The 6068-nt window shown below is 65.5% G+C and carries 5 protein-coding genes; 1 reads left to right on the plus strand and 4 read right to left on the minus strand.

Translation table 11 applies throughout. From position 1 onward, the window contains the following. The first annotated feature begins 8 nt into the window (after positions 1-8). Positions 9-779 carry an IclR family transcriptional regulator C-terminal domain-containing protein gene (locus EN969_RS13335; RefSeq protein WP_027163027.1) on the plus strand — a complete coding sequence of 257 codons (771 nt, stop codon included), beginning with the start codon at positions 9-11 and terminating at the stop codon, positions 777-779. Between the two features lie 241 nt (positions 780-1020). Here the strand turns inward: EN969_RS13335 and EN969_RS13345 are convergent, their stop codons facing one another. The 4 genes from EN969_RS13345 to EN969_RS13360 are packed head-to-tail and all read right to left on the minus strand — an operon-like array spanning position 1021 to position 5943. Then, entirely contained in the window at positions 1021-2322 is a 1302-nt protein-coding gene (locus EN969_RS13345) for an FAD-binding oxidoreductase (protein ID WP_063169492.1), read from the minus strand. Between the two features lie 2 nt (positions 2323-2324). Continuing rightward, positions 2325-3704, minus strand: a complete 1380-nt coding sequence (locus EN969_RS13350; protein ID WP_063169493.1) for a glutamine synthetase family protein — start codon at positions 3702-3704, stop codon at positions 2325-2327. 6 nt (positions 3705-3710) lie between these two features. Continuing rightward, the gene (locus tag EN969_RS13355; RefSeq protein ID WP_127419171.1) at positions 3711-4994 is read right to left on the minus strand and encodes a glycosyltransferase; all 1284 of its coding nucleotides are present in this window, start codon (positions 4992-4994) and stop codon (positions 3711-3713) included. Between the two features lie 10 nt (positions 4995-5004). Beyond that, on the minus strand, positions 5005-5943 hold the full coding sequence (locus EN969_RS13360; RefSeq protein WP_063169494.1) for a GntR family transcriptional regulator: 939 nt from the start codon (positions 5941-5943) through the stop codon (positions 5005-5007). Positions 5944-6068: the final 125 nt, after the last annotated feature.

The raw sequence follows: 6068 nt of genomic DNA on the forward strand, positions 1-6068 counted from the left end.
GAGTTGAGATGGACGAAGAAGCCGCTTCCCGTGATCATGTCGGCTCGCTCGAGCGCGGCCTTGCCGTCATGGAGATCCTGGCTCGGCATCCCTCGGGCATGACGCTGACCGAAATGGCCGAGGAAGCGGGCCTGACCCGCGCCGGCGCCCGCCGCTTTCTGCTGACGCTCACCGCCACCGGCTATGCAACGCAAGCCGGCCGCGTGTTCTCGCTGTCGCCACGCTTGCTGACGATCGCCCGCACCTGGCTCGGCGGCGCCTCGCTCTGGGCCTTCGCCGCACCCATCATGCGCGCGGTCGCCGCACAGCTGAACGAGGCCTGTTCGGCGGCGATCCTGTCGGGTGCCGATGTCGTCTATGTCGCCCGTATTCCCGGCCGCCGCATCCTCAGCGTGTCGCTCGATGTCGGCACCAGGCTGCCGGCCTATTGCACCTCGATGGGACGCATCCTGCTTGCCGGTCTGACGCCTCAGGAATTGGACGCATTCCTCGGCCAGGCGACGATCGAGAGACGGACGCCGAAGACGATCACCGACAGGTGTTTGTTAGCCAACGCCATCGGCAAGGCGAAAGCGGACGGCTTTGCCATCGTCGACGAGGAACTGGAACTCGGCCTGCGCTCGATCGCCGTGCCGATCCGCGACCGCGCAGAACGCACGGTCGCGGCCATCAACGTCTCGACGCAATCGGCGCGGTTCTCCGTCGCGGAGATGGAGCGGGAGATTCTGCCGGCGCTGCTGGAGGCCAGGCAGCGGATTGAAGATTTTTTTGTGGTTTAAGAGGCCTTCTCCAACAACCTTCACCGTCGGCGGGACAGCGCCCCCCTCTGCCCTGCCGGGCATCTCCCCCTCTTGGGGGGAGATCGGACGTCACGCCGGCTTTCGCCAATCTCCAACGACGCAGGAATGGGCGAAGCCACCAATCTGCCAATCTCCCCCCTTGAGGGGGAGATGTCCGGCAGGACTGAGGGGGGCGCGAAGGATCGCGGCGTTTTGCAATTCGCCGCCGCCCCGCCGACCCTCAATGCTTGATGCGATCCCGCATGGCATACCACAGCATGCCCAGCACATAGAGCGGACCGCGCAGCGCCGTGCCGCCGGGGAATGGCATCGGGGTGAGCGTCGAGAACAGATCGAGCCGCGAGGCGTCGCCGGCGATCGCCTCGGCCAGGAGCTTGCCCGACAGCGTCGACAGGATGACGCCCTTGCCGGAATAGCCATGCGCGAAATAGACCTCGCCATAGTGCCCGACATGCGGCAGCCTGGATGTCGTCACCGACACCAGCCCGCCCCAGGCGTGATCGATGCGGCAGCCCTGAAGTTGCGGGAAGGTGGCTTCCATATGCGGCCGCACGAAGCCGGCGATATCGGCCGGCGGTGACGGCGTGTAGCGCTCGCCGCCGCCGAACAGCAGCCGGCCGTCCGCCGACATCCGGTAATAGTTGACGACGAAGCGTGTGTCGGACACCGCGACATTGGCCGGGATGACATTGCGCTTGCCCTCCAGCGGCTCGGTGGCGACGATGTAGTTGCCAACCGGCATGATGCGGCTGTTGACGCGCGGCTCCAGCCCATCGAGCAGAGCGTCACCGGCCAGCACGACATGTTTTGCACGCACCGATCCCTTTGCCGTCGAGATCCGGATCGAAGGCTCACGCTCCAGCTTCACCGCCACCGAATTCTCATGGATGACGACGCCGGCAGCAATCGCCGCGCGGGCAAGGCCGAGCGTGTAGTTCAGCGGATGCATGTGGCCGCCGAGCGGCTCATACATCGCGCCATGATAGGGTGTGTCGACCTTGGCTCGGGCTTCCGCCGCCGACAGGATTTCGGCGTGCGGGAACTTCATCACCGTAGCCAGGCACTCGACCTCTTCCTCGAGATCCTTGAGGTCGGAACCGTTGACCGCGCCGACCAGATGGCCGGTCAGCCTGAGATCGCAATCGATGGCATGGCGCTCGATGATGTCGAGCACCAGCCCACGCGCCTCGAACGCAAGATCGAACAGCACCTTTGCCCGCTCCGGCCCGTAGAGCTTGACCAGGCCCTTGGCGCCCTTGCGCAGGCCGGGGATCATCTGGCCGCCATTGCGGCCCGACGCCCCCCAACCGATCTTGCCGCCTTCGAGCAGCACCACCTTCAACCCGCGCTCGGCGGCGTGAAGGGCGGCCGACAGGCCGGTGCAGCCGCCGCCGACGACAACCAGGTCGGTGTCGACGTCGCCGACCAGCGCCGGATGGTCCGGCGCCGGATTGGCGGTGGCGACATAATAGGATTTTGCGATATCGAGGCCCGAATTGAAGCCCGTTGAACTGGAAGCCATGATCACACCTTCAGCAGAAGGTGGTCGCGTTCCCAGCTCGTCACCACGCCCTGGAACAGGTCGAGCTCGACGCTCTTTACGCGCAGATAAGTCTGGAAGAAATCCTCGCCGAGCAGTTCCCGCACCGGGCCGCAAGCCTCGAAACGATCGAGCGCCTCCTCCATCGTCTTCGGCAGCGTGCTCTTGATCTTGTAGGCATTGCCCGACGCCTCGGGCGAGCGCGCCAGTTTCTGCTCGACGCCGAGATAGCCGGCAAGCAGCGAGCCGGCGATCGCCAGGTAAGGATTGGAATCCGCGCCCGGAAGCCGGTTCTCCACCCGCCGCGCGGCGCGGCCGCCGGCCGGCACGCGCAGGCCGCAGGAGCGGTTGTCATGCGACCATTCGATGTTGGCCGGCGCGCTGTGGTTCGGCCTGATGCGGCGGAACGAGTTCACGTTGGGCGCGAACAGCGGCATGATTTCGGGGACATATTTCTGCAGGCCGCCGATGAAGTGGCCAAACATTGCGGTGTCGGCATCGTCGCTGCCGGCAAACAAAGTCCTGCCGGCCTCGTCGATGACCGACATGTGCAGATGCATGGAGCTGCCGGCCTGTGCGGCGATCGGCTTGGCCATGAAGGTGGCGTGCATGCCGCTTTGCTGCGCGGCCTGGCGCGTCAGCCGCTTGAACAGCAGCACCTTGTCGGCCAGCGGCAGCGCATCGCCATGCAGGAAGTTGATCTCCAACTGCGCGGTTCCCGACTCATGGATCAGCGTGTCGAGCGGCAGGCCGGCCGCCGCCGCATAATCGTAAATGCGGCGGATCACCGGCTCGAACTCCTCGAGCCCGGCCATATCGTAGGGATGCTGCACGGTCTCGGCGCGGCCATTGGCGCCGACCGGGGCGGTCAGCGGACGGTCCGGATCCGGATTGGGCGCGGTGAGATAGAATTCCACCTCGGGCGCCACCACCGCCCGCCAGCCGCGCTTGGCGTAGAGGTCGAGCACGGCCCTGAGCACATGGCGCGGCGAGGCCATCCAGGGCCGGCCGTCCATATGGAAGGCATCGGCAAAGACATAGGCCTTGCCGGGAGCGGCACCCGGCGCCAGGCAGAGCGTCGATACATCAGGCACCATGCGCATGTCCGGATCCGAATAGGCAAAACCCTCGTCGATCGAGCCGGAATAGCGGCCGTCGATGCTGACCAGGAAAGCGCTGCTCGGCAGATAGAGCGCGCGGTCTTCAAGCGCCTGGAGGAATTTGGCCGTCGGCAAGGCCTTGCCGCGCAGGACGCCGTTCATGTCGGGCACCAGGCACTCGACTTCGTTGATGCCGTGCCGGGCCAGCCAGGCCTTGGCATCGTTGCCGCTGGAGAGCGAGATGTTCGTGTTGTTGTCAGGCATTTTCGTTCAAATCCGTATCAGAGAGAGTATGGCTTGCGCGGCCGCATCCGTTCCGGGTTTCAGCGCCATTTGGGCTGCATTGTCCTTGAGGCGGGCGCGCATGGCATCGTCGGCCAGCAGGCCGAGAATGGCTTTCTCCAACACTCCTTCGGTCCAGCCGTCACGGCCGATATGGTCGCCGGTGCCGGTCTCTTCGGCGCGTTGCGCGTTGTCGTGTCCATCCCAGCAATAGGGCATGATCAGCGACGGCACGCCGAAGCGCAGCGCTTCGCAAAAACTGTTGTTGCCGCCGTGATGGATGAACAGATCCGACTTCGCCACCACCGAGGGCTGCGGAAACCAGGCGTCGAGATAGACATTGTCCGGCACCGCGCGGTAAGCGTCGCGCAGGCCGCCGGCATTGACGATGAAGCGCGCCGGCAGCCTGTCGAACACCACCAGCATGCGCTCGATCAGGCCGACATCCATGGCACCCAGGCTGCCGAAGCTGACATAGACCAGCGGCCCGCCATTGCGCGGGAACACCGGCACCTCGAACGGCCCTTCAGAACGCACGCAGCCCTCGAGATAGACGAAGCGCGCGGGGTCGAGCGGCTCGGCACGCTCGCGGCGCACGATCGTCGGCGTCAGCAGCAGGTTGAGATCGGGCGACGTCTCGAGGAACTGACCCTTCGGCAGCGGCCCCAGTCCGGCATCCGCCCGGAAGCGGTTGAAGCGGTCATGCGCCGGCGCGCAAGCCGCCAGATACCTGGCCTCGAACGCCGCGCGTTGCGGGTCGTCCACGCCAAGCCCCGACAGATAGGGCCGCACATTGGCGTCCGGCAGCTCGGTCTCGGCGCAGGAGACGACGCGCACCCACGGACAGCCGGCGGCGGCGATCGCCGGGAACATGATGACATTGTCGAGCACCACGGCATCCGGCTTGAGCCGTGCCAGCAATTGGCGCAGCGGCGCCTCGGCATTGACCGCGGTGTCGACGATGGCCTGCCAGGTCGGAGCGACATAGGTCTCAAGCTGGTCGATCGGGCTCAGCCTGAAATGCGGCAGGTGCCGGCGCACGAAAGCCTGCCAGTAGCTCTGACGTTGGCTCTCGCTCAGCGGCTCGTCGGTTGGCAACTGGTATTCCTGGAAACCATAGTCGGCAAAGACGCCGGAGAAACCGGCATGGCAGATGAAGACGGGCCGGGCGCCTTTCGCACGCAGCGCCTGCGCGATGCCGACGCAATTCAACGCCGCGCCGAAGCTTGCTTCGGGAAACAGCGCGATGGTCGGGCTGGCTTTACGCGTCAATTAATCCTCGTCATTCCGGCCGGCTGATCGTGCCGAACAGCGCGGGAGCCCCGCGGCTGGCCGCTTGCGGTCGCTGGTTGCGGGAGAGCCGCAGATGAATGCGAAGCAGATCGGCAGCCACCTCATACTGCAGGCTTTCAAGATGGTCGAGTATGACAAGGTGTTCGCGCAGCGATTGCCGCAATCGGAAGACGTTGACGCCGGCATAGATGCCCGGCAGCCGGCGCAGCCTGAGGTGATCGGCGAGCGCGTCGGCGATGAAGCGGTTGGCGCTGCCCTCGGCGAGCATGCCGTGAAAATCGATGTCCAATCGCTGGAACTCGCGTGTGTCGAAGGCGGCGTCCGGCAGCGTCACCAGCGCTTCCATAGCCTGGCGCAACGTCGCCGCCCGCGCGCCGTCCAGCCTGAAGCCGGGCGTCAGGATGGCCGCGGGCTCGAGCAGCAAGCGGAACTCGTAGCTGTCGCCTTGCGCTTCCGGATCGTCGGGCGTGCGCCGAAACAGCCAGGACTGGCCAGGCGCACGATCCAGCAGATTCTCTTCGGTCAGTTTGTTCAACGCTTTTAATACCGTCTTGCGCTCGGCACTGTAGCGCCGCATCAATCCCGCGACGGTCACCGTCTGGTCCAGTCGCCGCGCCGAGCGGTCGCGCAGGATCGCCTCGGCCAACTCGTCCTCCTCGGCAGCGGGCAATTCCGTGGCGACCGAAGCCTGCGCGGTGAGGTCGATGGCCAGATGATAACCGGACTCCGCCTCCCAGCGCACGACGCCCCGTTCCGCGAGCAGGCCGAGTGCCGCCCGCACCGGCGTGCGCGAGACATTGCACAGCGACGCGATCTGCTGCTCGGGCAAGCGTGCACCGGGCTCGAAGCCGCGCTGGCGCGCCACATCCAGGATGCGCTGCGCCAGATCAAGATGGTTGGTGCGGGGTCGTCTGGCTGCGGCTTGCATGGCTGGTCCAGCGGAAAACGAGATGACCGCATTGATTTGACCGATCGCCCGAACGGACGCAATCGGCCAGTTTCCTCGGTCGTTTGACAAATTATGGATTGACGTACTTTTTTCTGCAATAGTAC

The organism is Mesorhizobium sp. M7A.F.Ca.CA.003.01.2.1, from assembly GCF_003998945.1.
GTDB lineage: Bacteria > Pseudomonadota > Alphaproteobacteria > Rhizobiales > Rhizobiaceae > Mesorhizobium > Mesorhizobium ciceri.

Coding starts and splice junctions, on each gene's coding strand:
- EN969_RS13360 (WP_063169494.1), bottom strand. CDS start 5,943: ATGCAAGCCGCAGCCAGACGACCCCGCACCAACCATCTTGATCTGGCG.
- EN969_RS13335 (WP_027163027.1), top strand. CDS start 9: ATGGACGAAGAAGCCGCTTCCCGTGATCATGTCGGCTCGCTCGAGCGC.
- EN969_RS13350 (WP_063169493.1), bottom strand. CDS start 3,704: ATGCCTGACAACAACACGAACATCTCGCTCTCCAGCGGCAACGATGCC.
- EN969_RS13345 (WP_063169492.1), bottom strand. CDS start 2,322: ATGGCTTCCAGTTCAACGGGCTTCAATTCGGGCCTCGATATCGCAAAA.